This is a genomic window from Kitasatospora sp. NBC_01539, from assembly GCF_045040525.1.
GTDB lineage: Bacteria > Actinomycetota > Actinomycetes > Streptomycetales > Streptomycetaceae > Kitasatospora.
The window spans coordinates 6501933-6524885 of sequence record NZ_CP109390.1; the positions used below are offsets into that span (position 1 = coordinate 6501933).

The 22953-nt window shown below is 75.3% G+C and carries 19 protein-coding genes; 10 read left to right on the forward strand and 9 right to left on the reverse strand.

Annotated features, from left to right (window positions below; genetic code table 11):
- Window positions 1–24 precede the first annotated feature (24 nt).
- Together OG335_RS28200 and OG335_RS28205 are read right to left on the reverse strand one after the other, a co-directional pair.
- Entirely contained in the window at window positions 25–1743 is a 1719-nt protein-coding gene (locus OG335_RS28200; protein ID WP_405013935.1) for an urease subunit alpha, read from the reverse strand.
- Entirely contained in the window at window positions 1740–2450 is a 711-nt protein-coding gene (locus tag OG335_RS28205) for an urease subunit gamma (protein ID WP_405013936.1), read from the reverse strand. The genes OG335_RS28200 and OG335_RS28205 overlap by 4 nt, the downstream gene beginning before the upstream one ends.
- A gap of 354 nt (window positions 2451–2804) precedes the next feature.
- On the opposite strand from OG335_RS28205, the gene OG335_RS28210 reads away from it, so the two are divergent.
- The 4 genes from OG335_RS28210 (at window position 2805) to OG335_RS28225 (ending at window position 7671) form a co-directional block, all read left to right on the forward strand.
- Window positions 2805–3782: a zinc-binding alcohol dehydrogenase family protein gene (locus tag OG335_RS28210; RefSeq protein WP_405013937.1), complete on the forward strand. Its 978-nt coding sequence runs from the start codon at window positions 2805–2807 to the stop codon at window positions 3780–3782.
- A gap of 107 nt (window positions 3783–3889) precedes the next feature.
- Window positions 3890–4354 (forward strand): MarR family winged helix-turn-helix transcriptional regulator, encoded by a 465-nt coding sequence (locus OG335_RS28215; protein WP_405013938.1) that lies wholly within the window; start codon window positions 3890–3892, stop codon window positions 4352–4354.
- Window positions 4355–4656: 302 nt separating this feature from the next.
- Window positions 4657–5223, forward strand: a complete 567-nt coding sequence (locus tag OG335_RS28220) for an ATP-binding protein (RefSeq protein ID WP_405013939.1) — start codon at window positions 4657–4659, stop codon at window positions 5221–5223.
- Between the two features lie 228 nt (window positions 5224–5451).
- Window positions 5452–7671 (forward strand): SpoIIE family protein phosphatase, encoded by a 2220-nt coding sequence (locus OG335_RS28225; RefSeq protein WP_405013940.1) that lies wholly within the window; start codon window positions 5452–5454, stop codon window positions 7669–7671.
- Window positions 7672–7765: 94 nt separating this feature from the next.
- Here the strand turns inward: OG335_RS28225 and OG335_RS28230 are convergent, their stop codons facing one another.
- The 5 genes from OG335_RS28230 to OG335_RS28250 all read right to left on the reverse strand — a co-directional run bounded on the left by OG335_RS28230 (window position 7766) and on the right by OG335_RS28250 (window position 12484).
- Window positions 7766–8797, reverse strand: coding sequence for a DUF2637 domain-containing protein (locus tag OG335_RS28230; RefSeq protein ID WP_405013941.1), 1032 nt, complete (start codon window positions 8795–8797; stop codon window positions 7766–7768).
- Window positions 8798–8933: 136 nt separating this feature from the next.
- Complete coding sequence (locus OG335_RS28235) at window positions 8934–9737, reverse strand: (2Fe-2S)-binding protein (RefSeq protein WP_405013942.1); 804 nt, start codon at window positions 9735–9737, stop codon at window positions 8934–8936.
- 151 nt (window positions 9738–9888) lie between these two features.
- Window positions 9889–10689, reverse strand: coding sequence for a hypothetical protein (locus tag OG335_RS28240; protein ID WP_405015554.1), 801 nt, complete (start codon window positions 10687–10689; stop codon window positions 9889–9891).
- Between the two features lie 146 nt (window positions 10690–10835).
- Window positions 10836–11654, reverse strand: coding sequence for a hypothetical protein (locus OG335_RS28245; RefSeq protein ID WP_405013943.1), 819 nt, complete (start codon window positions 11652–11654; stop codon window positions 10836–10838).
- 179 nt (window positions 11655–11833) lie between these two features.
- On the reverse strand, window positions 11834–12484 hold the full coding sequence (locus OG335_RS28250) for an NTP transferase domain-containing protein (RefSeq protein WP_405013944.1): 651 nt from the start codon (window positions 12482–12484) through the stop codon (window positions 11834–11836).
- A 131-nt stretch (window positions 12485–12615) separates the two neighbouring features.
- Here OG335_RS28250 and moaA point away from each other — a divergent pair, with 131 nt between their 5' ends.
- The 3 genes from moaA (at window position 12616) to OG335_RS28265 (ending at window position 15231) form a co-directional block, all read left to right on the forward strand.
- A complete protein-coding gene (gene moaA, locus OG335_RS28255; protein ID WP_405013945.1) occupies window positions 12616–13680 on the forward strand; it encodes a GTP 3',8-cyclase MoaA in 1065 nt (354 codons plus the stop codon).
- 167 nt (window positions 13681–13847) lie between these two features.
- Complete coding sequence (locus OG335_RS28260; RefSeq protein WP_405013946.1) at window positions 13848–14618, forward strand: HNH endonuclease family protein; 771 nt, start codon at window positions 13848–13850, stop codon at window positions 14616–14618.
- A 46-nt stretch (window positions 14619–14664) separates the two neighbouring features.
- Window positions 14665–15231 (forward strand): hypothetical protein, encoded by a 567-nt coding sequence (locus OG335_RS28265; protein WP_405013947.1) that lies wholly within the window; start codon window positions 14665–14667, stop codon window positions 15229–15231.
- 63 nt (window positions 15232–15294) lie between these two features.
- Here the strand turns inward: OG335_RS28265 and OG335_RS28270 are convergent, their stop codons facing one another.
- Complete coding sequence (locus OG335_RS28270) at window positions 15295–15807, reverse strand: DUF2199 domain-containing protein (RefSeq protein WP_405013948.1); 513 nt, start codon at window positions 15805–15807, stop codon at window positions 15295–15297.
- 135 nt (window positions 15808–15942) lie between these two features.
- Window positions 15943–18273: an ArnT family glycosyltransferase gene (locus tag OG335_RS28275; protein ID WP_405013949.1), complete on the reverse strand. Its 2331-nt coding sequence runs from the start codon at window positions 18271–18273 to the stop codon at window positions 15943–15945.
- A 203-nt stretch (window positions 18274–18476) separates the two neighbouring features.
- Between OG335_RS28275 and OG335_RS28280 the strand changes: the two genes are divergently transcribed.
- The 3 genes from OG335_RS28280 (at window position 18477) to OG335_RS28290 (ending at window position 22864) form a co-directional block, all read left to right on the forward strand.
- Window positions 18477–19199, forward strand: coding sequence for a TetR/AcrR family transcriptional regulator (locus OG335_RS28280; protein WP_405013950.1), 723 nt, complete (start codon window positions 18477–18479; stop codon window positions 19197–19199).
- A gap of 23 nt (window positions 19200–19222) precedes the next feature.
- On the forward strand, window positions 19223–20377 hold the full coding sequence (locus OG335_RS28285; protein WP_405013951.1) for an FAD-dependent oxidoreductase: 1155 nt from the start codon (window positions 19223–19225) through the stop codon (window positions 20375–20377).
- Between the two features lie 240 nt (window positions 20378–20617).
- Window positions 20618–22864, forward strand: coding sequence for an MMPL family transporter (locus tag OG335_RS28290; RefSeq protein WP_405013952.1), 2247 nt, complete (start codon window positions 20618–20620; stop codon window positions 22862–22864).
- The last annotated feature ends 89 nt before the right edge of the window (window positions 22865–22953 follow it).

Genomic DNA, 22953 nt, shown 5'->3' on the forward strand with positions numbered 1-22953 from the left:
GAGTCCTAAGGGAGGGCGGCGGGTTCAGAGGAAGTAGAGGCGGCTGAGGGAGACGCTGTCGGCGGGCTCGGAGCGCAGCGGCGCGCCGTCCAGCGAGACGAGGCCGGTGTCGGACTCGACCTCCACGTGCCCGGTGCGGGCGTTGCGCACCATGTCGCGCGGGCCGATGCCGCGGGTGTTGCGGACGCCGACCCGCCGCCGGCGGGTGGGCATCCGGTCGCCCGCGACGTCGAGGTAGGAGGTCTCGGCGGCGGCCTGCGAGACGAAGGCCACGGACAGGTCGGCGGCGGTCGCGCCGTGCGCGCCGAACTGCGGTCCGAGGACGAGGGGTTCGCAGCGGTCGGTGGAGGCGTTGGGGTCGCCGGTGACGCCGTACGCGGGGAAGCCGGCCTTGAGGACGAGCTGCGGCTTGGCGCCGAAGTGGTCGGAGCGCCAGAGCACGATGTCGGCGAGCTTGCCGGGCTCGATCGAGCCGACCTCGTGCGAGAGGCCGTGGGCGATGGCGGGGTTGATGGTGAGCTTGGCGATGTAGCGCAGGACGCGCTCGTTGTCGTCGCCGCTCTCGGTGGTGCCGTATCCGCCGTCGAGCGGGCCGAGTTCGGTCTTCATCTTGCCGGCGAGGGCGAAGGTGCGGCGGACGGTCTCGCCGGCCCGGCCCATGCCCTGGGCGTCGGAGGAGGTGATGCCGATGACGCCGAGGTCGTGCAGGACGTCCTCGGCGCCCATGGTGCCGGCGCGGATGCGGTCGCGGGCCATGGCGGCGTCGCCGGGCAGGTCCACCTTGAGGTCGTGGGCGGAGACGATCATGCCGAAGTGCTCGCCGAGGGCGTCGCGTCCGAAGGGCAGGGTGGGGTTGGTGGAGGAGCCGATGACGTTCTCGACGCCCGCCATCTTGAGCACGTTGGGCACGTGTCCGCCGCCGCAGCCCTCGATGTGGAAGGCGTGGATGGTGCGGCCCTCCAGCACCCGCAGGGTGTCCTCGACGGAGAGGCACTCGTTGAGGCCGTCGGTGTGCAGGGCGACCTGCACGTCGTACTCCTCGGCGACGCGCAGTGCGGTGTCGAGGGCGCGGGTGTGGGCGCCCATGTCCTCGTGGACCTTGAAGCCGGAGGCGCCGCCCTCGGCGAGCGCCTCGACGAGCGGGGCCGGTTCGGAGGAGGAGCCGCGGCCGAGGAAGCCGATGTTGACCGGCCAGGCGTCGAAGGCGTTGAAGGCGTGCCGCAGCGCCCAGGGGGAGTTCACGCCGACGCCCCAGACCGGGCCGAACTCCTGGCCGATGATCGTGGTGACGCCGGAGGCGAGCGAGGCTTCCATGATCCGCGGCGAGAGCAGGTGGACGTGGGTGTCGATGGCGCCGGCGGTGGCGATCATGCCTTCGCCGGAGACGATCGTGGTGCCGGTGGAGACGACGACGTCGACGCCGTCCATGGTGTCGGGGTTGCCGGCGCGGCCGATCGAGACGATCCGGCCCTCGCGGATGCCGATCGAGGTCTTGCGGATGCCGAGCACCGCGTCGATCACGACGACGTTGCTGATCACGACGTCGCAGGTGTCGCGGACGGCGACGGCCTGCAGGTGCAGGCCGTCGCGGGCGGTCTTGCCGAAGCCGGCGAGGAACTCGTTGCCGGGCTCCTGCGCGTCGGACTCCACGCGGATGATCAGGCCGCTGTCGCCGAGCCGGATGCGGTCGCCCGCGCGGGCGCCGTGCACGGAGATGTAGTCGTGCGGGGTGATGGCGCTCACGAGTCGACCTCCGAGTCGTCGAAGCCGGTCAGGTAGCCGGTGGCGCGGGCCTTCTCCAGCGCGGCCTCCTTGGCGCCGGGGGCGTCGAGCGGGCCGTCGACCAGGCCGGCGAAGCCGATCGCGACCCGGGCGCCGCCGATCGGCACCAGGCCGACCTCGACGGTCGCCCCGGGGTCGAACCGCACCGAGGAGCCGGCGGGCACGGCCAGGTGGGTGCCGTAGGCGGCGGCCCGGTCGAAGGCGAGCCGCGGGTTGGCCTCGAAGAAGTGGAAGTGCGAGGTGACGGAGATGGGTACGGCGGCGGTGTTGTGCACGGGCAGCACGACCGTCTCCTCGACGGGGTCGTAGCCCTCACCCGGCCCGGCGAGCGCGGCGCCGGGGGCGCCGTCGCCGAGCGATCCGGCGCCGCGGAACGGGTCGTCGACCACGGCGAGCCGGGTGCCGTCGTCGAAGACGGCCTCGACCTGCACGACGGTGACGATGTCCGGCACGCCGGGCAGCACGTCGTCGGCGGTGAGGACGCCGCGCCCGGCCTCGACGGCCTCGGCGAGGCGGCGGCCGTCGCGGGCGGCCTCGCAGACGGCGTCGGCGATGAGGGCGGTGGCCTCGGGCACGTTGAGCTTCACGCCGCGGGCGCGGCGGGCACGGGCCAGCTCGGCCGCCGTGAAGATCAGCAGCCTGTCCCGCTCGGTGGGCGTCAGTCGCACGGTTCCTCGCTCGGCCGGTCGTGGTTAGAACGTCGTTCAAACATCCTCGGCCATTGAACCCGGCCGGGGCCTGCGTGTCCAGCGTTGCTCGCCCGGGCGTGCGCCGCCCGTCGGGCGGGGCGGGGTGCGGGTGGCGGCATGTATCAGGGCCCTGCTATACATATGTCAGTGCCCTGATATTCATCAGTGCCCATACATGAATCGCCCATCGCGCGGCCGTCCATCACCACGGCCGTCCATCACCACAGCCGTCCATCACCACCGCCGTCCATCGCCACGGCGGCCCGTCGCCACGCCCGTCCGTGAAACGCCCGTCCGTGAAACGCCCGTCCGGGCCGTCCCGAGGAGCACCCCATGCGCGCAGTCCGCTACACCCGCACCGGCGGGCCCGAGGTCCTCGAACTCGCCGACCTTCCCGCCCCGGCCCCCGGCCCCGGCGAGATCACCGTCGACGTCACCCACGCCGGCATCCACTTCGCCGACGTGATGTTCCGCCGCGGGCAGTTCCCGGTCACCCTGCCCGCCGTACCCGGCCTGGAGGTCGCCGGCACCGTCGCCGCCCTCGGCGCGGGCGTCCACGGTCTGCGCGTCGGCCAGCCCGTCGCCGCCGTCCCCACCGGCTTCGGCGGCAACGCCGAACGGGTCGCCACCCCGGCCGCCACCGCCGTCGCCCTGGACGGCCCGCTCGCCGGCCTCGACCCGCTGCACGCCGCCGCCACCGCCTGCAACGCCACCACCGCCGTCGGCACCCTGCGCGGCGCCGCCCGCACCGGCCCCGGCGACCGGGTGCTCGTGCTCGGCGCCGCCGGCGGCCTCGGCACGCTCCTCGGCCGCCTCGCCACCGCCCACGGCGCCGCCCTCACCGTCGGTGCCGCGGGCACCCCCGAACGCGCCGCCGCGGCCGCCGCCCACGGCTACCACCACACCCTCACCTACGCCGAGCTCGCCGACCGCACCCCCGAACTGACCGACGGGCAGGGCTTCGACGCCGTCATCGACACCGTCGGCGGCGAGCTGCGCGGCGCCGTCCGCCCGCTGCTCGCCGTGTTCGGCCGACACGTCGTCATCGGCAACGCCGCCGACCGTGACACCACCCTCGCGGCGAACGAGGTCTGGTACGACAGCTTCACCCTCGCCGGCTACAACATGGGCGGCGTCCTCTCCCGCCGCCCCGATCTCTTCCGCGCCCACCTCGCCGAGGGCCTGCGCCTGGTCGCCGACGGCACCCTGCGTCCGCACGTCGAGGAGATCGGCTGGGACGGCGTCGCCACCGCCCACGCCCGCCTGGAGGGGCGCACCGCCACCGCCAAGTACGTGCTCCGCACCGGCTGACCCGGCCCCGCCCGCCCCGCGCCGTCAGCGGTCCGCGCCCACGCGTACGGGCGGGCGCCCGGCCCCGGCCATACTGGTCGGGACCGCGCCGCCAGCCGAGGAGTGCCATGACCGCCGACCCCGCCGAGCTGCTGGCCGGCCCCGCGGGGGCCCGGCTGCGCCTGGGCCTGGAGCTCAAACACGCGGAACAGGCCATGATGGCGGCCAAGGCCGAGGCCCTGCGCGGCCTGGGCCTCACCGTGCCGCAGTACGCGGTGCTGCTCCAGCTCGCCGAGCGGCCGGAGGGCATGTCCGGCGCCCAGCTGGCACGCGGCGCCGCCGTCACGCCCCAGACCATGGCCGGTGTGCTGGCCGTCCTGGAGGGCAAGGCCCTGATCGGGCGGAGTCCGTCGGACCTGCACGCCAAGGTGCTCGTCACCCGCCTCACCGAGGCGGGCCGCACCCTCCTCACGGAGGCGGACGCGCGCGCGGTGGGCGTCGAGGCCGCCCTGTGGGACGCCTTCGACGGGCCGGAGCGGGAGCTGTTCCGCGTCTTCCTCCGCCGGGCCGCGGAGGCCCTGCAGCAGAGCTGACCCGGGCCGCCCCCGGCGTCCGCCGCGTGCCGGGCCGCCCCCGGAGCCGGCCGTGTGCCGGGCCGTGCCGGAGCCGTGCCACCCCGGGGCGGGGCGGCGCCCGCGCGGCGCGGACGGTTCGCCGCCAAACCTCCTCGCGTGCGCCGGACGGATCACGGCGCCGCCCCGAGCCCCGCTTCACACCGGGTGGCCGGGGATGCACTGTTGGGGACGTTCCGGAACGGGCATGAGGATGTTCGACGACTGGACGCCGTCCGGAGGGGGACCGGAGGGGCGTTCCCGAGCAGGGCGGGGGCGTTTTGATGGATGGTCAGGCACGATTTCCGCGCCAGCGGTCGGCCGCGAACGGCCCGCGGCGCGGGGCGCACGGCGGCGGCACCGGCGCCGCACGCCGGTCCGATCCGGCGGGTCCGGCGGCCGCCGGGGCGGGGGAGCGGGCCCGGGAGGCACCCGCGGCCGGACGGCCCCCCGCGCACGAACCGGGGTGTGCGCTGCATCACAGGCTGCACGCCGCGGTCGATCCGGCCGACCTGGTCGCCGTCGGCGCGATCCGGCGGCGGCTGCGCACCGCGCTCGACCGCTGGGGGGTGCCGGAGCTCGCGGACACGGCCGAGCTGCTCACCTCCGAGCTGGTCACCAACGCGCTCGTCCACACCGGGCACGGCGCGGTCTTCGACGCCGTCCTCACCCCCGACCAGCGGCTGCGCATCGAGGTGAGGGACGCCGCGGCCACGGTGCCGGGCCGCCGCGCCCCGGGCGAGTACGCGACCTCCGGGCGCGGGCTCCTCCTGGTCGAGGCCCTGGCGGACGACTGGGGCGTACAGCTGCGGGGCGACGGCAAGGTCACCTGGTTCGAGCTCGGACCGTAGTGAAACGCGCACGAACCATGACGTGTTCTTCACCTCGTTGACACCCGGACGGCCCCTCGGCATTGCCGCCTTGCCGAACATACGAGAGGCTAGTGAGAATGTGTGCGCAGGCGCCGGCGGGCAGATCCGATTCCCGACCGGCCGCCACCCCCCTGCACACCGATCCCGATCACGACACGGCTATCGCGGTCCGCCCGGACGGCATGGCATGGCAGCGGCAGGAGAAACATGGCGACAGAGCCCGAGCCGCAGGGGCCCGCACGCCGCATTCCACCGGCCCAGACGACCCGGAGCGCTGCCGGCCACGCGCTGCGCACCGCGACCGCCGGCCTGTCGGCGCCCGCCACCGGACACGGCATGACCGGCAGGGCCGGCGACTCCACCCCGGACTGGCTCGAACCCGCGATGGCCGCCAACGGCATCGGCTCGTTCGACTGGGACATCCGCCGCGACATCCTGGAGGGCGACCACCGGGCCTGCGCCATCCTCGGCCTCGACCGCGACCGCTTCGACCGCAGCTCCGGCTCGTTCCTCGCCCTGCTGCACCCCGAGGACGCCCCGGTGGTGCGCCGCCGCGTCGAGCGGGCCGTCGCCGAGCTCGGCCAGTGCGGCGCCTACTACCGCACGGTCTTCCCGGGCGGGCAGATGCACGCCGTGCGCTTCCGCGGCCGGGTCCTCGCGGACGCCTTCGGCCGCGCCTCCCGCATGGTCGGCTTCGTCTGGGACGCCACCGTCGAACTGCACAAGCGCGAGAAGGCCGGCGAACTCGCCGCGCTGCGCGAGGAGCGCTCGCGGTTCATCAAGGAGGCCGCCCGGGCGCTCTCCGAAGCCGTGACCGTCCGCGACGTCGCCCGGGTCTTCACCGAGCTCCCGCTGCCCGGCCTCCCGCCGGACGGCCTGGTGCTCGCCTCCCTGGAGGCCGGACGCCTGGCCATCCTCGGCGCCAGCGGGTACCGCCGCGAGCAGATCGCCCAGTTCGACCGCTCGCCGCTCTCCGCCGACCACCCCATGTCGCACGCGGTGCGCACCCGCACCGCCGTCTTCATCGCCGACCGGCAGGAGTACCGCGACCGCTACCCGGAGGCCTGGGCCGGCGTCGGCGCCGAGACCGGCCGCAGCGCCTGGGCGTTCCTGCCGCTGGTCGTCAGCGGCAGGGCGATCGGCGTGTGCGCGGTCAGCTTCGACGACGACCGCGAGCTCGACACCGACGACCGCACCCTGCTCTCCACCCTCGGCGGCCTGGTCGCGCAGTCGCTGGCCCGCGCCCAGCTGCACGACGCCGAGCACGAGCTCGCCGCGGGCCTGCAGCGCGTCATGCTGCCCCGCGCGGTGCCCTCGGTGCCGGGCGTCACCACCGCCGTCCGCTACCTCGCGGCCGGCTCCGGCCTGCAGATCGGCGGCGACTGGTACGACGTCGTGCCGCTGCCCGGCGGCCACGTCGGCCTGGTCATCGGCGACGTGCAGGGCCACGACGTGCACGCGGCCGGCATCATGGGCCAGCTGCGGATCGCGCTGCGCGCCTACGCGGCCGAGGGCCACCCGCCCGCCGCCGTGATGGCCCGGGCCTCCCGCTTCCTCGCCGACCTCGACACCGACCACTTCGCGACCTGCACCTACGCGGAGGTCAACGTCGACTACGGCGTGGTCTACGCCGTCCGCGCCGGCCACCTCGACCCGGTGGTGCGCCGCGGCGACGGCTCCGCGTCCATCCTGCCGGTCGCCGGCGGGCTGCCGCTCGGCGTCGCACCCGACGAGGAGTACCGCGTCACCCGCTTCAGCCTCGACCCGGGCGAGACCGTGGTGCTCTGCACCGACGGCCTCGTGGAGGCCCGCGACATGGACCTCGACACCGGCTTCGCCCGGCTGTGCGAGGCCGTCGCCGGGCCGCTCGCCGCACGCGACGAGTCCGCCCGCGAACCGCTGGAGGAACTGGCCGACCGGATCGCGGCGGGCGCCGCCGACTCCAGCGAGCGCGAGGACGACATAGCGCTGCTCCTGCTGCGCTGGGACGGCCCCTCGGGCGGCCGCGCCGCCCAGCAGCTGCGCCGCCGGATCGGCCAGGCCGACCTGGCGCGGATCGCGGAGCTGCGCGGCGAACTGCGCGACGCGCTGCGCCGCTGGGGCGTGCCGGAGCTGATCGACACCGCCGAGCTGCTCTCCTCCGAACTCGTCACCAACGCCATCCGGCACACCGACCGGGACGCGATGTTCACCGCGCGGCTCTACCACCTGCCGAGCACCGGCGGCCGGGCCCGGCTGCGGGTCGAGGTCGAGGACGAGTCGGACCTGTGGCCGACCCGGCGCACCCCCGGCGAGCAGGCCTCGTCGGGCCGCGGGCTGATGCTGGTCGAGGCGCTGGCGGACGGCTGGGGGGTGGAGCCGCGCGGCTCCGGCAAGCGGATGTGGTTCGAACTCTCCGTGGACACGGACGGACCGGCCCACAGCTGACCCGCCCGCAGCCGACCGGACCCCACCGGGCCTCCACCGGGCCTGCGGCCGGACGGTCCGTGGGCCAGCGGCCCGGCCGCGGGCCCACGGAGGATCAGCCGAACTGCTGCTCCAGGTCCTTGAGCTTCTGCTCCAGGGAGTCCAGCCGCGGCAGGGTGATGGTGTCGTCGTCGGGCGTGAGGTCGACGGTGCGCGGGGCCGGGCGCACCGGCAGCCCCAGTGCGGTGGGCGGGCCCACGACGGGCGGGCCGTCCGCGGGCGGGCCCTCGGCGGGTCCGTCGGCTATGGCGGGCTCCGTGCCGCTCCCGGCCTCCAGCTGACGGGCGGCCGTGCGGTGGCGCCAGCCGCCCTGGTTGCGGTTGATGGCGCGGATCTCCGCGCGCTCGCGGCGGTTGGCCAGCCGGCGCCGCTCCCGGTCGGCGGTCGCGGTCCGCTTGTCGTCCCGGACCTCCTCCACCGCCTCGTCGAGCGTGCGCACGCCCTCCAGGAGCATCAGCGACCAGGCGGCGTACGTCTCCAGCGGGGCGCGCAGCCAGCGGACGATGCGGATCTGCGGCAGCGGCCTGGGCACCAGGCCCTGTTCGCGGAGCGCGGCCCGGCGGGTCTGCTTGAGCGCGCGGTCGAAGAGCACCGCGGCCGAGAGGGACATCCCCGCGAAGAACTGCGGTGCCCCGGCGTGGCCGAGCCCGCGCGGCGCGTGCACCCAGTTGAACCACGCGGAGGCGCCGGCGAACAGCCAGACCAGCAGGCGTGACCCGAGCGCGGCGTCGCCGTGGCTGGCCTCGCGCACCGCCAGCACCGAGCAGAACATCGCGGCGCCGTCGAGCCCGAACGGCACCAGGTACTCCCAGCCCCCGGAGAGGTTGAGGTTCTGGACGCCGAACCCGACCAGCCCGTGGAAGGAGAGGGCCGCGGCGACGGCGGCGCAGCAGAAGAGCAGGGTGTACGAGGCGCCCGCGTACAGGGATTCCTTGCGCCGGCGGCGTTCCTCCGAGCGTTCCCAGGAATCCGATCCGTTCGCCGCGGCCGTGGCCCGGCTCCGGGCGAACGCCACCAGCACCGCGAGGACGACCAGGACGGCCACGCCCGTCATGGCCCAGCCCAGCGGTATGTCGGACAGTCTCATGACCTGAACCAGCCTCGCTTTCCTGCGTAGGTAAGGCTGGACCATCATGGCGGAGAATTCGGGGGGTGATGACCGGATTCCGGTCAATGCACCGGGGAGGGGGAATTATCGGCCGGGAATCAAATGCCCATCACATTTACTGCTTCCGCGGACAGGTGAAACACATCTCGTCCGGGCGAACCGTGTAGAACAGGCAGCAGGTCACCCGAGTGCGTGTACGCATCTCCCCGGTGCACCGGAAACCGGCCCCGCCGACGAACGGTGCCGGCCCGTCGCCCGGCAGCAGCTCCGCCAGCTCGGCCACCGCCCGGTCCTCCTCGCCGAGCAGGCCGCCGAGGAACCGGAGCCCCTCGACCACGTCGTCGGTCGCCATCCCCCAGAGCGTGCGGGACCCGCGCCGCACCGTCGGACGGAACGCCGTGACGACCGGCGTCAGGTGCTCCGCCAGGGCGTCCAGCAGGGTGCGGCGCAGCGCCGCCTCGTCCGGGACGACGCGCAGCAGCCCGGTGCCGGCGAGCGGGTCGTCCGGGAGGCCGGTGAGCTCCACGGGCCGCACCCGCAGTTCGCCGCTCGCGCGGCGGATCGCGACCGCGTCCGCGGGGAGCCGGGGCACCCGGCGCTCCAGGAACCAGGGCAGCGTGAACGCCAGGGCCACCGGCCACAGGTAGCGGTGCAGGCTGAAGCCCGCCGCGACGTCCGGGCGCAGCGGGGTGCCGTAGTCGCGTTCGCCGGCGCGGGCGTCGAAGTCGATCATCTCGCGCAGGGCCGCCGGGTCGGCCGCGAGGGCTGCGCCGGTCGTCCAGCCGTCGCCGGTGCGGGGCGGTGCGCAGCGGATGCGCAGGGCGGGGTAGGCGGCGGCCAGGCGTTCGTAGCTCGCCGCGGGCGGCGGCCCGGCGGGCGACGCGACGGGGGAGGCCCCGGTGGTGGTCGTCACGGTCATGGCGGACCCCGGCTGGCGGTACGGGGCTCGGCGGAGCCCGGGCGGCGGTGGCTGGCCCTGTCCGGGGCGCTGCTCTCCCCGGACAGGTTAGCCTTACCTTATCCCACTCGGCCGTGTACGGTCCGCCCGGAGGGGCGGCAGGGCGGCGGGCTCAGCCGGCGCCCTCCCCGGCGAGGCTCGCACCGTCCGGTGCGGGCCCCTGCGGCGGCACCTGCAGACTGGCCGTCAGCCAGACCGGTACCCCGCCGAGCGCCTGCACCAGCCGGGCCGCCTCGGCACGTAGTCGCGACGCCTCCGCCGGACCGCTCACCTCCGCGAGAGAGGCCAGCGCGGGCGCCACGCCCACCGTGAAGCCCAGCTCCTCGCGCAGCCGCAGCGACGTCCGGAAGCCCTCCCGGGCCCGCTCCCGGTCGCCCGAGGCCAGCGCCAGCCCGGCCAGGTGCCGCCAGGTGTACGAGCAGAGCAGCCCGTCACCGCGCTCCAGCGCGGCCGCGTGCGCCCGCCGGTAGGCGGCCCGGGCCGCCACCGGGTCGTGCAGCAGGTTCTCGGCGACCAGCCCGCGCCGGAAGTCGAGCAGCGGCCGGCCCGGCGCGTCCGGCGGCAGCAGCGCCGAAGTGCGGCCGAGTGCGGCCTGCGCCTCGTCCAGCCGGTCGCGACGGCCCAGCACGCTGGCCACGTACGCGAGGAATCCGCGCGCGCACGCCGCGGCCGCGCGCTGCTCCGGGCCGACCACCCCGGCCTCGGCGAGGCGCAGCGCGGCCTCCGCCTCGGCCCAGTGCGCGGCGGTGAACATGCACTGCTCTATGAGGAGTTCGGCTCTCTCCAGGGCAGCGGTGGGGTCGCGCGCGGCGCTCGGCCGCAGTAACTCCGCGGCCTCCTGCCAGCAGCCGCGCGACCGCAGTCGCCAAACGGCGTCCGCCGTGCCCCCCGGGGCCGTTCCGCGTTCCGACAACGCCACCTCCTTGTGTGCGCCATCCGGCACACCTGCCCTCCCCGTGGGTGTGCGCCGTGGCGGCAATTCAACACGGGGGCGAGCTTGTGCACCAGATCACGAGCGTGACGGAAATCCGGAGGGAGGCACTCCGGCTGCGGCCCGCGTCAGGAGGTCCAGCCGGTCTCCATCAGCGCCTCGGCCGCCCCGTTCGCCGGCTGCGGGATGCCCGCGGCGTCCAGCGCGAACAGCGCCACCAGCAACTGCTCGCCGCGCACCACCGCCTGGTGCGAGTACCCGGCCATCGTGAACAGCGCCGCCGCCATCTCCTCGCTGTGCAGGGTCTGCATCCACAGGCACTCGACCGTCTTGACGTCCGCGGGCTCGGTGAACGAGTCCACCTGGGCCACCATCCGCGCCCCGAGCAGCGTCACCGCCTCCCGGTCCTGGCCGCCGGTCAGCTCCAGGTCGTCGAAGCCCAGCCACTGCAGGTAGCGCGCCGCCGCCACCACCGCGTCCTGCGGGGAGTGCACCGGCTGCGGACGGAACGGCGGCCGCAGCAGCCGGTGCCAGCCCTGCTGCGGCACCGACTCCGGCGGCACCGCCGTCGTGTACGGCCGCGCACCGCCCGCCGGGTGGCCGATCGGCCCGGAGGACGGGAGCCGCGGGGCCTTGTCCACCGGCAGCCGCACCGTCGCCCCGCAGTTGCACGTGAACTCCGGCTGCGGCCACTGGTCGTTGCGGCCGCAGTGCGGACACCGCATGCTCAGCCAGGAGTCCTCCCACGACCGGAACCGCACCTGCACCGGCACCCCGCCGCGCAGCAGCGGCACCCGCAGCTGCGCCCCGCACGGGCACGGCAGGCTCGGAGCCTCGTAGAGGTGCTCCCGGCGGCAGGCCGGGCACCGGATGGCACTCGCGCCCGCCGGAGGCACGGGACCGGGCGCCTGGTCGCTGAAGTCGTCGGGCAGCGGCACTGCGGTCATGGCTGGCACCGTCCGTTCGGTGTCGGCTGGGCGGGTACGTGCCCAATCCTCCCTGATCCGGACACCCGGTGGAACGGATTACGGCAAACCTCGGGGTCGAATCGGGGGCGTACGACCTGACGGCCGGGCCGTGCGGGCCGCCGACGGGCGCGCCGGAGCCGACCGGTGCTGACGGACCGTCACCCATGCTCTCCCGGGGGAGGGTTCGGGGCGCCGCCGGGGGCGTCCTGCGGCCCGCAGGCCGTCCAGCGGGCCAGATCGGCCGGTGTGTCCAGGTCGTCCGCGACGGCCACGTCACCGCACTCGACGAGGAGCACCTCGGGGGCGTGCGCCGCGAGCAGTGCGCGCGCCCCCGCGTCCCCCTCGGCGCCGGCCGCCGCCTCGGCGAGGTATCGCGCGCCGATCAGCACCGGATGCCCCCGCCGGCCGTCGTACGCGGCCGCCACCAGCTCCCCGCCCGCCCGGTGCGCCGCCACCAGCCGCGCCACCGCCTCCGCCGTCACCCCCGGAGTGTCGACCAGCATCACCAGCACCCCCGACGCGTCCGCGGGCACCGCCGCCAGCCCCGCCCGCAGCGAGGAGCCCATGCCGCTCTCCCACGCCGGGTTCTCCACCAGCACGCAGTCGCCGGTGTCCGCCCCGGCCCGCACCCGCCCGGCCTCCGCACCCAGCACCACCACCACCGGCGCGCAGCCGCCCGCCCGGACGGCCGCCAGCGCCCCCTCCAGGAGGGTCCGGCCCCGCAGCCGTACGAGGGCCTTCGGCCGCCCGCCCAGCCGCCTGCCGCCGCCCGCCGCCAGCACCAGCGCCGCCACCCGCAGATCCGTCATGCCCCCAGTCTTCCGACCCCCGCGCGGGAGCGACAGCTGTGCGATCGCACAACGCGCCGCCGCGGCCCGCAGGCCTGCACCGGCGCTTCCGCCGCTGGCCGGACGGGGTGCGCGCCCCCTCTACTGGGCGCATGGCACGGAGGACAGAGCACCAGGGGACACCGCAGCGCGACGCGGCACGGCACCACGGCGGCCCGGCACGGCCCGGCGGCCCCGAGCCGCTGACCGACCGGTTCGGCCGGATCCACACCGACCTGAGGGTCTCCCTCACCGACCGCTGCAACCTGCGCTGCACCTACTGCATGCCCGCCGAGGGTCTCGACTGGCTGCCCCGCGCCGAGGTGCTCACCGACGAGGAGCTCGTCCGGCTCGTGCGGATCGCCGTGCACCGCCTCGGCATCCGCACCGTCCGCCTCACCGGCGGCGAGCCCCTGCTCCGCCGCGGCCTGCCCGGCCTCACCGCCGCCCTCGCCGCCGCCGGCCCCGAACTCTCCCTCACCACCAACGGCATCGGCCTCGCCCGCACCGCCGCCGACCTCAAGGCCGCCGGCCTGCACCGCGTCAACGTCAGCCTCGACACCCTCCGGGCCGACCGCTACGCCGCCCTCACCCGCCGCGACCGGCTGGCCGACGTGCTCGACGGCCTCGCCACCGCCCGCGCGGCGGGCCTCACCCCGGTGAAGGTCAACGCCGTGCCGGTGCGCGGGGTCAACGACGACGAACTCTGCGACCTCGTCGCGTTCGCCGCCGAGCACGGCTACCGGATGCGCTTCATCGAGTCGATGCCGCTCGACGCCCAGGGCGCCTGGGAGCGCGACCGCATGATCACCGCGGCCGAGATCCTCGACACCCTCGGCCGGCGCTGGGACCTGGTGCCCGCCGGCCGGGAGGGCAACGCCCCCGCCGAGGACTGGCGCATCGCCGGCACCGACACCGTCGTCGGCGTCATCGCCTCCGTCACCCGGCCGTTCTGCGGCGGCTGCGACCGGGTGCGGCTCACCGCCGACGGCCAGCTCCGCACCTGCCTGTTCGCCACCGAGGAGTCCGACCTGCGGGCCCTGCTGCGCTCCGGCGCCGACGACGACCGGATCGAGGCCGCCTGGCGCACCGCCCTCGCCGGGAAGGGCCCCGGGCACGCCATCGGCTCCGCGGACTTCGTCCGGCCCGACCGGCCGATGTCCGCGATCGGCGGCTGAACCGGCGGCTGGTCCGGGGCCGGATCGGGGTCGGATCCGGGCCGTGCGGTCCGGTACGCGATGAATGTCCGTGATGTCCGTTCCGCGGTGTCCGCGGGCGCTTGACCCGCGGTGAGCCACCCTGCTCTGCTGGTGCGCCGTCACCAGCCACCGTCGGGGGAGAACCCGTGCGCGCCCGTCGTACCACCGCCCTGCCCGCCGTCCTGCCCGCCCTCCTCCTGCCGCTGCTGCTCACCGCCTGCACCTCGGGCCCGGTCGGCCCGGTCGGTCCGGGCTCCGCCGACGGCGCCGGTTCCGGCGCCGCGGCCTCCGGCACCAGTCCGCTGCAGAACCCGGACGGCACCAGGCCGGGCCTCGGCGCGCTCACCTCCGCCGCCGACCGCAAGGCCGGACGCGACGTCGTCGGCAGGGTCCGTACCGCCGAGGCCGGCAGCAGGTCCGGCTACGACCGCGACCAGTTCGGCCCCGCGTGGACGGACAACGTCGACGGCACCCCGCTCGGCCACAACGACTGCGACACCCGCAACGACCTCCTCGCCCGCGACGGCCGCGCCGTGCAGCGCAAGGCGGGATCCGCCTGCACGGTCACCGCCATGACGATCTTCGACCCCTACACCGGCCACACCGTGCAGTGGACGAAGGCCCAGGCGTCGAAGATCCAGATCGACCACGTCATGCCGCTCTCCTACGACTGGCAGCAGGGCGCGTCCCGCTGGGACAAGGCCAAGCGCGTCCGCATCGCCAACGACCCGCTCAACCTCGTCCCCGCCGACGGCTCCCAGAACGCCTCCAAGGGCGACTCCGGTCCCGCCGCCTGGCTCCCCGCCGACCCGCGGATACGCTGCGCCTACGTCGTGCGCTTCGCCCAGGTCTCCCTCAAGTACGACCTGCCGGTGACCCCCGCCGACAAGAAGGCCATGCTCCAGCAGTGCTCCTGACGGCCCGTCCGGCCCGGTGTCGGCGGCCGCCGGTACGGTGCCGGGCATGGGTCTCCACCTGTACGGCCTCGACGCGGCGGACTGGACCTCGGCGGACGAGGGGGGATGGCGTGCCGTCGCGTCCGGGGTGAACGGCGCCCTGGCCCGGGCCGGTCTGCCGCCCTACGGGCCGGGCGACGGCCCGGGGTGGGCCTTCGAGGAGAAGCTCGGCCGGCCCATGGCCGGCTTCACGGCACTCTGCGAGGCGCACCTCCCGGCAGCGGAGCAGGCCGCACTGGGCGGGTGGACGGTCATGGTGCCCGTACCCCCGGCCGGGGAGGTCCGGCTCCCCTTCGCGACGGCGTACGACGACACGGCGGAGGTCGTCGCCGCGGCCCGGGTGCTGGCCGCGGCGGAGCGGCTGGCCGCGGTGCTCGAACTGCCGGCCGAACTCCCCGACCCGCACGGCCCGCTCGTGCTGACCTGCTGGTTCCTGGACGGCGGGGCGCAGCGCCTGGCAGCCCGGAGCACCGCGCCGTGGAGCACCGACCTCGACGCCGCCTTCCACGTCGCGCTGTACCTGCGGGCCGCGCAGTACGCCCTGCGGCACGGCCGCCCGGTGGCGTACTGCTGAGCCGCCCGCCCCGACCCCGGTGCCCGCCCCGATCCCGGTGCCGTGCGGTGCCGGCGGCCGGAGTCAGCCCTGCGGGTGGAGCAGCGCCCCGGCGATCTCCCGGACCCGCTCCATGGTGATGCCGTTGCGCTGCTCGACGGCCAGGGGGTGGTCGGTGGGCTCGATCTCGACGACCGGGCGCTCACCGACCGGGCGGGTGTGGACCATGGTCCGGAGGTTCACCGTCGAGGGCGCGTAGACGGGCAGTTCGGTCGACAGCCAGCCGAAGGCCGGCGGCTCGGACTCGCGCCCGGCCGTCTCCCACAGTTCGCCCGCCCGGGCGTAGTTCCGGTCGCTCAGCGAGACCCAGACGCCCCAGGTGAAGACGGTGTCCCGGCCCACGACCGGGATCTCGACGCGGGCGCGGACGAAGAACGACTCGCCCTTGATCACGCACTGGTCGTCGGTCAGCAGACTCGCCGGGTGGCGCTCCTCCCCGGGCAGCCAGTAGGCCGGGGCGGGGCTGGCGAAGTCCATCGGGGTCTCGGGGTGGTACTCACCGCAGCAGGTGCAGGTGAAACCCGTTTCGGTCGGCATGGGGGAGGACCCTAGCCGCCGCCCGTCCGCCCGCACGGACCACCCCCCCGGAACGTCCGGGCGGGCCCCGGGAACTCGTGCGCCCGGCCCGCCGAGGGGGAGGCTCGGCGGGCCGGGCGGGGTGTACCGGGACGGTCAGCTGTTGGTGCCGCTGCCCGTCGTGGCGGTGGTGCCGGTGGTCGGGGCCGTGAGGTCGTAGACCGTGGCGCTGCCGACCGTCTTCGCGGTGAAGTTGGCCGCCACCCAGGTGGCGATCTGCGAGGACTCCGAGGCGGTGCCGCCGCCGCCGCCACCGCCGCCGAAGCCGCCGCCGCCGATGAAGTAGTGCACCTCGCCGTCCTGCACGTACTGCTGGAAGGCGGCCAGGGTGAGGGAGGGGTCGGTGCCGTTGAAGCCGCCGAGCGCCATCACCGGCTCGCCGGTGGCGAGCTGGTAGCTGGCCTGGTTCTGCGAGCCGACCGCGGCCGCGACCCAGGTGTAGCGGTCGGCGTCCCGGCTGAGCAGCGCGGAGAGCTCGCTGCTGACCTGGGCGCCGTTGAGGAGGCCGCCCATGCCGCCGGCGCCCATGCCGCCCCGGCCGCCGTCACCCGGCGTACCGGTGCCGCCGGCCTGGCCGTTCTGGCCCGGCATCCCGGGGAAGGCCTGGCCGCCGGTGCCGGTGCCGGTGCCGGTGCCCGGCACGCCGTTCTGCCCGTTGGCCGTGCCGCCGTTCGCGGTGCCGCCGTTCGCGCCGGGGAAACCCTGGCCGTTCGCCCCGGGGAAGCCGCCCCGGCCGCCGCCCGGCATTCCCATGCCGCCGCGGCCGCCGCCGGGCCCGCCGCCGAAGCCGCCGGCGCTCTGCACCTGCGGACCGGCGGTGACGATCGAACCGCTGTGGCCGGTGGAGACGGTGTCCAGGGCGTACGCGGTCGGGCCGCCGAGGACCGCGGCCAGGGCGACGAGCCCGGTGACGGCGGCGAGCCGCCCGCCGTTGCGGCCGCCGATCCGCCCGGCGGCAGGCAGGGCCGCCGCCGAGACGATCCCGCCGATCAGGACCGCCCAGCGCAGCCACGGCACGAAGTCGGCGCTGCGGCCGAGCAGCACGTACGACCAGATCGCGGTGACGGCGACGACGACGCCGAGCAGCGCCGCGTACGGCAGCCGGTGCCGGGCCCGCCAGAGGCCGTCCGCACCCATGCCGACGAGGGCGGCCACGGCCGGCACGAGGGCCACCGTGTAGTACTGGTGGAAGATGCCGGACATGAAGCTGAAGGTGAGCCCGGTGCAGAGCAGCCAGCCGCCCCAGACCAGGAACGCGGTGCGGGCGCCGTCGGTGCGCGGGTGGCGGCGGGTCGCCCAGAGGCCCACGGCCAGCAGGATCAGCGCGGCCGGCATCAGCCAGGAGATCTGGCCGCCGATGTCGCCGTCGAAGAGCCGGGTGAGGCCGGTGCTGCCCCAGTTGCCGCCGCCCCCGCCCCCGCCGCCGCCGACACTGCCGGTCTCGTCGCCGGTGAGCCGGCCGAAGCCGTTGTAGCCGAAGGTGACGGAGAGGAAGTCGTTGTCCTGCGAGCCGCCGATGTACGGGCGCGCCGAGGCCGGGACGAGCTCGACGACGGCGACCCACCAGCCGCCGGCCGCCACCATGGCGAGGCCCGCCCACAGGAGCTGCCGCACCCGGCGGCCGAGGCCGGTGGGGGCGACGACCAGGTAGACCAGGGCGAACGCGGGCAGCACCAGGAAGGCCTGCAGGGTCTTGGTGAGGAAGCCGAAGCCGAACATCACGCCGGTGAAGACCAGCCAGCGGGTGCTCGCCGTCTCCGTGGCCCGCACGACGCCGTACGCGGCGAGGGTGAGCAGCAGGACGAGCAGCGCGTCGGGGTTGTTGAAGCGGAACATCAGCGCGGCGACGGGCGTCAGGGCGAGGGCCGCGCCCGCGACCAGTCCGCCGACCGGCGAGAAGCGGCGGCGCACGGTCGCGTACACGGTGGCGACGGTGCCGACGGCCATCAGCACCTGCGGCGCGAGGATGCTCGCCGTGCCGAGCCCGAAGAGCCGCACCGAGAGGGCCATCGGCCACAGGGACATCGGGGGCTTGTCGACGGTGATGAAGTTCGCGGCGTCGGACGAGCCGTAGAAGAACGCCTTCCAGCTCTCGGAGCCGGCCTGGACGGCGGCCGAGTAGAAGGCGTTCGCCCAGCCGGAGGCCGAGAGGTTCCAGAAGTAGAGGACGGCGGTGGCCGCCAGGAGGGCGAGGAACGACGGGCGCACCCACGCGGGGTCGTCGGGGCGGCCGCGCCAGGCGCGGGCCGGCAGGGTGCGCAGGCGGCCGGCCCAGGAGGACGGGCCCTTGGGGCCGGTCCCCGGGAGGGCGGCCGGGGGGAAGAGCGGTTCGACCGTGGCCCGCCCGGCAGGGGGTGCCGGCGGCGGGTAGTCCGCAGCCTCGGGCCACGGATCGCTGGTCGGAGGGACGGAACTGGTCGTGGTCATGCGCCTACGTTCCCGAGGGACGCTGAGAGCTTCATGAGAGGCGGGTGTGAGGCCAATGTGATCTCCCCGGCAGCCGGGTGACACCTGCCGGGGCCCCTGCCGGGACACCCGCCGGGACGTCTGCCGGGACGCCTGCCCGGCCTGTCGACGAACATGTTCGTGAAAAACTTGTTCGCGACGAACATGTTCGTTACGGTGGAGCCATGAGCAATCCCCCCGCCGCCCCCCGCAGCCGGCGCGAACGGCCCGCCAAGCCCGCCCTGACGCGCGACGGCATCGTCGCCGCAGCCGTCCGCGTGATGCGGGCGGAGGGCCTGCAGAAGGTCACCATGCGCCGCCTGGCGCAGGAGCTCGACACCGGCCCGGCCTCCCTCTACGTCTACGTCCGCAACACCGACGAACTGCACGCCGCCGTGCTCGACCACCTCCTCGGCGGGGTCGACCTCGGCCCCGCCCGGGCGGAGGGCGACTGGCGCGAGCGCCTGGAACGGATCCTCACGGCCTGCATGGACCTGCTCTTCGCCCACCCGGGCCTCGCGCAGTCCGCGCTGCTGGCCCGGCCCAGCGGCCGGCACTACCTCGACCTCGTCGACGCCCTCCTCGGCCTCCTCGCGGAGGGCGGCGCCCCGGACGCCCAGGCCGCCTGGGGCGTCGACCTGCTGCTCCAGTTCGCCACCGCCACCGCCGCCGAACACTCGGGCCACGACCTCGCCCCCGAGAGCCGGGAGGAGTGGGCGGACCTCACCCGCGCCGTGCGGGACGCCGACCCCGCGACCCACCCGCGCATCGCCGCCCTCGGCGGCCTGCTGCTCGGCGGCGAACCGCAGGCACGCGTCACCTGGGGCCTGCGGATGCTCGTCAACGGCATCCTCCACACCCCCGTGCCCGGCCCGACCGGCCCCGGCACCGACCGCCCCACCCCCTGAAACCGCATCCGAAGGAGCCACCCATGACCACCACCGCCACCCACCACCCCGTCGCGATCGTCGGCGCAGGCCTCAGCGGCCTCGTCCTGGCCCGCGTGCTGCACGTCCACGGAGTCCCGGCCACCGTCCTCGACCTCGACGCGGGCCCCGACGCCCGTCGCCAGGGCGGCATGCTCGACATCCACGCCGACTCCGGCCAGGCCGCGCTGCGCGCCGCGGGGCTGTACGAGGACTTCCTCGCCCTCGTCCACCCCGGCGGCCAGGCGATGCGCATCCTCGACCGGCACGCCGCCGTCCACGTCGACGAGGCCGACGACGGCGACGGCGACCGCCCCGAGGTCGAGCGCGGTCAGCTGCGCGACCTCCTCCTGCGCTCCCTCCCGGAGGGCACCGTCCGCTGGGGCGCCAAGGCCGTCGCCACCCGCCCGCTCGGCGGCGGCCGCCACGAGGTCGAACTCGCCGACGGCACCGTGCTCACCACCGACCTGCTGGTCGGCGCCGACGGCGCCTGGTCGCGGGTCCGCCCGCTCGTCTCCGACGCCGTGCCCGCCTACTCCGGCCTGTCGTTCGTCGAGATCGACCTCCTCGACGCCGACACCCGCCACCCGGAGAGTGCGGCCGTCGTCGGCGGCGGCATGCTCTTCGCCCTCGGCGCGGGCCAGGGCCTGCTCGCCCACCGCGAGATCGACGGCAGCCTCCACGTCTACGCCGCACTCCGCACCCCCGAGGACTGGGCCGCCACCGTCGACCCGGCCGACCCGGACACCACCAGGGCCCGGCTCCTGGAGCGCTTCGCCGACTGGCACCCGAGCCTGCGGGCACTGATCGCCGACGCCGACGGCGCCCTCGTGTCCCGGCCGATCCACGCACTGCCGGTCGGGCACCGCTGGGACCGCGTCCCCGGGGTCACCCTGCTCGGCGACGCCGCCCACCTGATGTCGCCCTTCGCCGGCGAGGGCGCCAACCTCGCCATGCTCGACGGCGCCGAACTGGGCGCAGCCCTCGTCGCCCACCCGGGCGACACCGAGGCGGCCCTCGACCACTACGAGAAGGCGCTCTTCCCGCGCAGCGAGGCCTCCGCCGCCGAGTCCGCCGAGAACCTCGACCTGATCTTCGGCCCCGCCGCCCCGCAGGAGCTGATCGACCGGATGGCGTCCTACGGCCCGCCGGCCGGCTGAGACGCCGCGCGGCGCCGGGCCGGGCGGGACCTGCCGCCCGACCCCCGCCCGCGGGTGACGTGCCCGCGGCCGCCGCCCGACGGGTGGGATGCGCGGTCGCGGCGGTGTGTCGGCCGCACCACGGGCCGCGGGCTGCCTACGCTCTGACCACTCGTCAACCGATCGTTGACGGATCGTCGACCGGAAGGCGCCACCGCCGCGGCCGCCCGGACGCCCGGACGCATCCCCCGGAGGGCCGCCATGCCGTCACCGATCCCGCCGCAGAGGCCGTCCGCCTCCGCCGCCGCCACCCGCCCCGGCCTGCTGCGCCGCACCGGCGAGTGGTGCGCCCGCCACGGCGTGCTCGTCCTGATCGCCTGGCTGGTCGCCGTCGCGGGCGTCCAGATCGTCGACCGGGCCGTCGGCGGGGAGTTCTCGGACGACTTCAACATCTCGAACAGCCAGGCCCAGAAGGGCCTCGACGTGCTGAAGGCGCACGACCCCGCCGCGGGCGGCGTCGGCTCGCAGATCGTGCTGCACGACACCCAGCAGCTCACCGGCTTCGCGACCCAGATCGGCCAGGCCGTCGGCAACCTCCAGAAGCTGCCGCACGTGCTCTCCGTGCAGAACCCGCTCCCGCAACAGGGCGGCCCGCCCACCCAGGGGCCGAACGGACCGCTCTCCACCGAGGGCACCACCGCCTTCATCAACGTCAAGTTCGACGCCAACCCCAGCACCTTCGGCGACGACTACCTCCCGCAGATCGACACCGCCGTCGCCCCGCTGCGCCAGGCCGGCGTCCAGGTCGAGTACGGCGGCCCGCTCGGCGAGGCCGCCCGGCCCAAGGCCGACGACCGGAGCAGCGAGGCGATCGGCTTCGCCGTCGCCATCGTCGTGCTGCTGATCGGCTTCGGCAGCGTCATCGCCGCCGGGCTGCCGCTGGTGACCGCGCTGGTCGCGGTGGTCGTCGGCCTCGGCCTCCTCGGGCTGCTGGCGGCGGCCTTCACCTTCGCCACCGTCTCGCCGACCCTCGCCACCATGATCGGCATCGGCGTCGGCATCGACTACGCGCTGTTCCTGCTCACCCGCCACCGGCAGGGGCTGATGGACGGCGCCGACCCGGTCGCCTCCGCCGGGCACGCGGTCGCCACCAGCGGGCGGGCGGTGCTGGTCTCCGGCTGCACGGTCATCATCGCGCTGGCCGGCCTGTCGGTCTCCGGCGTCAGCTTCATCTCCAAACTCGGTGTGGCCGCCGCCGTCACCGTGGTCACCGCCGTGGCGGGCGCGCTGACCCTGCTGCCCGCGCTGCTCGGCATCATCGGCCGCGCCGTCGACCGCTTCCACGTGCGCAAGCTCGTCGCCGAGACCGGCAGCGCCCCCGGTGAGGAGGTCACCGGCACCTGGCACCGGTACGCGCTGCGCGTCGAGCGCCGCCCCTGGCACTTCCTGGTCGCGGGTGTCGTGGCGGTGGGCGTCCTGGCGATCCCGGTGTTCTCGATCCAGCTCGGACACATCGACGACGGCGCCGACCCGACGAGCTTCACCGACCGGCGCGCCTTCGACCTGATGACGGACGCCTTCGGCCCCGGCTCGAACGGCCCGCTGACGGTCGTCGTCGACCAGACGGAGGTCGCGTCCGCCGACCGCCAGAGCCTGGCCACCCAGGCGCAGCAGGCGCTCACCGGCCTGCCCGACACGGCGAGCGTCGGCCAGCTGCAGCCATCCTCCGACGGCGACCTGCTGATCTCCACCGTCATCCCCGCCCAGGTGCCGCAGGACGAGAAGACCACCGCGCTGGTCAACCACCTCCAGCGCGACGTCATGCCGCAGGCGGTGTCCGGCACCGCCGCCGCGGGCTACGTCACCGGCACCACGGCGGCGCAGGTCGACTTCCTCGACATCGTCTCCAGCCGCCTCCCGGCGATCATCGCGGTGGTGGTGGGCCTGGCCTTCCTGATCATCCTCGTGGTCTTCCGCGGCCTGCTCGTCGCGGTGAAGGCCGCCGTGCTCAACCTGCTGTCGATCGCCGCCTCGTACGGCGTCGTGGTCGCGGTCTTCCAGTGGGGCTGGGGCGGTCCGGCGCTCGGCGTGGCGGGCACCGTGCCGATCGAGAGCTACGTGCCGATGATGATGTTCGCCATCGTCTTCGGGCTGAGCATGGACTACGAGGTGTTCCTGCTCTCCCGCGTGCACGAGATGTGGCTGCGCACCGGCGACGCCGAGGGCAGCGTGGCGCACGCCCTGGAGATCACCGCCCGGGTGATCACCTGCGCGGCCCTGATCATGGTCAGCGTGTTCGCCGCGTTCATCCTCAGCGACAACATCGTCGTCAAGATGCTCGGCCTCGGCCTCGCGGTGAGCGTGCTGATCGACGCCACCATCGTCCGGCTGCTGCTGGTGCCCGCCGTCATGACCCTGCTCGGGCCGCACGCCTGGTGGATGCCCCACTGGCTGGACCGCGTCCTCCCGCGCATCGACACCGAGGGCGGGGGCGAGGCCGCGGCCTGACGCCGCGGGCCGGACCGTACGGGCCGGTGCACGGTCGGGCCGGGCAGCGGCCACCCGTCGTCGAAGGCCCGGTCGGCGGCCTCGCGGGC